5 protein-coding genes are annotated in these 3,307 nt (G+C 43.2%); 4 read left to right on the forward strand and 1 reads right to left on the reverse strand.

Annotation, left to right across the window (positions count from 1 at the left end; all coding sequences use genetic code 11):
* Both AC1DUA_RS30400 and AC1DUA_RS30405 read left to right on the forward strand, forming a co-directional pair.
* Positions 1-468: ABC transporter permease (locus tag AC1DUA_RS30400; RefSeq protein WP_477503295.1), on the forward strand; the 468-nt coding region annotated here is incomplete at its 5' end.
* Positions 461-1,615: an ABC transporter permease gene (locus AC1DUA_RS30405; protein ID WP_477503296.1), complete on the forward strand. Its 1,155-nt coding sequence runs from the start codon at positions 461-463 to the stop codon at positions 1,613-1,615. The genes AC1DUA_RS30400 and AC1DUA_RS30405, both read left to right, overlap by 8 nt.
* Before the next feature lie 75 nt (positions 1,616-1,690).
* On the opposite strand, the gene AC1DUA_RS30410 is transcribed toward AC1DUA_RS30405, so the two are convergent.
* Positions 1,691-1,807: a YjcZ family sporulation protein gene (locus tag AC1DUA_RS30410; RefSeq protein ID WP_477503297.1), complete on the reverse strand. Its 117-nt coding sequence runs from the start codon at positions 1,805-1,807 to the stop codon at positions 1,691-1,693.
* 227 nt (positions 1,808-2,034) lie between these two features.
* Between AC1DUA_RS30410 and AC1DUA_RS30415 the strand changes: the two genes are divergently transcribed.
* Both AC1DUA_RS30415 and AC1DUA_RS30420 read left to right on the forward strand, forming a co-directional pair.
* On the forward strand, positions 2,035-2,271 hold the full coding sequence (locus AC1DUA_RS30415; protein WP_477503298.1) for a DUF6953 family protein: 237 nt from the start codon (positions 2,035-2,037) through the stop codon (positions 2,269-2,271).
* A gap of 216 nt (positions 2,272-2,487) precedes the next feature.
* On the forward strand, positions 2,488-3,084 hold the full coding sequence (locus AC1DUA_RS30420) for a hypothetical protein (RefSeq protein WP_477503299.1): 597 nt from the start codon (positions 2,488-2,490) through the stop codon (positions 3,082-3,084).
* Positions 3,085-3,307: the final 223 nt, after the last annotated feature.

The raw sequence follows: 3,307 nt of genomic DNA on the forward strand, positions 1-3,307 counted from the left end.
ATCCGTGAGTATACGATTTTACTTGGCAAGGTGCTCGGCAACGCCTTTATTGCAATTTGTCAGGCGGCGGTCATCGTCGGCACAACCGTCCTATTTTATCATGTCGATTGGGGAAAATCGTATGGGCTGCTGGCATTGATATGCTTTTTTGTCATCGTAGCATCCATGAGTCTCGCCGTTTTAATAGCTCTCATAGTGAAATCGTCCAAAGGAATCTCAACCATTTTCCAGATGGTGGTGCTGGTTATGTCTTTTCTAAGCGGAGGTTTTACACCTCTACCTGATGGATTTTTGCGTCAAATTGGTGATTTCACTCTGAATCACTGGGCTATGCAAAGTATGTATCGCATTATGTTAGGCAGTGAACCCTCCGTCTTAGGTCATCATTTATTCGTCTTGGGGTGCATTAGCGGTGGATTGCTGCTCGTCTCTTTCATCGTTTACCGAAAGGCGGGATACCATGAATAGTTTGTTTATCGCCTTTAATATGCTTCGCCGCACGCTTTTACAAAAAAGAGGTTTACTGATGTATCTGCTCATCCCTGCGGGTGTGGTTTCCTTAATCATTGGTATTATGGGGCAGCAGCAGGAGCATCGGGTTGATATTGGTTATATCAATATGGATCGCGGTCCGCTTGGTGCTCACTTGGTGCAGGAGTTGACGGGGCTGCCGGATTACAGACTGAAGGAACAGGATTCCGAGGCTGCTTTGAAGGAAGTTGTTACGAAGCAAAAAGTTGGAGCTGCCTTCGTCATTCCGGAAGGATTCAGTCAGACGTTGTTGAATGGCTCTGCGCCGCAAGTAGATATGTATCAATTGAGTGTGAGTGAAGCGACGGTTACATTGAAAATAACGCTGGATAATATCCTTACTGGCTATCAAGGAACTGTTGATGTACAGCGCAAGCAAGGACTTCAGGAGAAATCACTTTCGGACGCCGTGGAGAAGACTTTGACCCAGCTGGAAAAACACCAAGTGAAAGCGCGTGTCACGAATCTGAACTTGTATGTGAATCCGAATATGCATCTTGTCATTGGCTTTATGCTGATGTTCATGATGGGAGTCATCAATAATACGATTTCCGTTATTATGGAGGACCGGAGAATGCGGACGATGGCAAGAACCTTCACGGCACCGGTTCGCTCCATCGAAATTATGCTTGGCAATTTTATTGGCAGCTTTTTTGTAGGGACATTGCAAGTGCTTGTTATCTTGATCGTTACTCGCTATGTGGCTCTATATGATTATGGGCTGCCGTTCTTCACGCAATTTGTTATGCTGGAGTTTTTCTTATTAGCGAGTATGGGGATTGCCAGCGCCATTGCGGGTTTGGTGAAGAATGCGTCCAATATGAGCATGATCAACTCTTTGATCGTTACCCCAACCTGCATGCTAGGCGGCTGTTTCTGGCCCATTTCATTGATGCCGGAGTGGATGCAGAAAATCGCCAATTTCGTTCCTCAGAAATGGGTGATAGAAGCCATCCAGCTTATGGCTGCAGGGCAGCCTCTGTCTCACATGTGGATGCACATGGCTGTGCTTACCTTGTTTGCACTGATTCTGCTTGGTATCGGCACTGTGATTTTGAGACCTGAGGATGCTGAGGTAGGTTAAACCGTTCTCGAGCATGAATAAGAAATAAAGGGCTGCTGGCGTGTTGCCAGTCAGCCCTTTCGTATTTGAAGTGGATTAGATAACGAATGCACTAGAAATAATAACTAACAAAATAAAGAGAACCAAAATTGCTGCGGCAGAATTATAACCACCAACACCACCAACACCATCTACACCAGCTGCATAACCCATTCAAATCACCCTTTCGCTTATTAATTCTGTTCGTTTGTCTTACAGAGATAGCATATGGCCTTCCCCCTAGGTAGGAATGGGCTAATGGACCTGTATACGGATGATTGTGCTCCTGTACCTATTTGATCGATATATGTAAAGAAAATGTGCTACAATGAAACGATTGATTCCTCTTATTGGACAAGGTTCAATTATAGATAACGAGTGAAATGAAGGAGAGAACGGGAATGGCCGTTACGGCGAACGAGGTTGCAGAATGGATGCTTGAACAATTGAAATCCGCAGGGATTTTACATCAGAAAGAAGCAGTTGACTATATTATTCGGCATTATGGAGAATCCTTTATCTATGTCAACGAAAATGGGAATCAAGCGATTTCCAAAGAGGTCAAAAAAATATTCAAGAAACTTCATGGCGGTAAAGCGGCTTGGGAGCGGGATGGATTTTTCTGGGGATGGCATTAAATTGGACATCTCTGCATAGCAGAAACCGCTTTCCATTTTTTGTTAGGCTGACGCCGCGGTCATACAGGCATCAGCTTTTTTTGTACGTTTTTCCTTAAAAAAATGTCAATAATCCAAGTTGCTAAAACATAGAATTCATAATAAGATAAGGATAAGAAGATAAGTTGTCTGAATATTTAAATAAAATCAAACGCACCAATTATGGAGGGGATTGCCGTGAGTAAGAGTCATGAAGTGGAGTACTGCAACCTAGAGTTACGATTTGATCGCCGGCTAATCCGGAACTTCATTAAAGCGCTCATTCAGGAAGGTTATTCTCTGTATTGGAACGAAAGTGAGCTGCAGTTCATCATTTCCATTCGTACAGGACGCAAGCTGATTAAGCTAAAGTTTGAGCGAATTGGTGAAAAGTATAAAATTGTGGGTAATTATTCGTTCAAGGACGAGAAGCTCGCGGAAATGATGGAGAAATTGATTGGTGACACACGCGGTCATGCCGTAGTCAAAAGATTTAAGGATCGGCAAATTCTCATTGAGAATATTATGTTCGGGGAAATTATTCGCATGGTTGAGATTAGCGGCATCGAACATAAAGTGCTGTATCAGAAGGAGCCAGCCGTGACAGTAGAAGAAGTCATGCAAGCGCTGCGATCCAAGCGTACCGATGAGCGAATCCCTATTTTGCGTATGGAGCTCGATTATGAACTGGCAACCTTGCATGATGCTATGACATCTGGGGATGCCAAAGCCATTATGGAGAGCAAAACCAAGTTGCTTGAAATGCGTCAAGAAATGCTTTTATTGGAGATGTGAGAATGAATAGTGGATTTGAATAAGAAGAGAGCCTGTATTATACATACGGACTCTCTTTTGTGTTTCTTGGTGTCTGTGGATAAGAAGAAGCGTATTTACTAGGATTTTTTGCTTAAACTAGTAATAGACCGCTCCCTAGAAAGGGAGTTTTTTATTGAAAAAAATTATTGTTAACGTGTGCATGAATGTGATATGCTTCTGATAGAGGTGAAGGAATGAGCGT

It is taken from the genome of Paenibacillus sp. 01T422 (genome assembly GCF_056398785.1).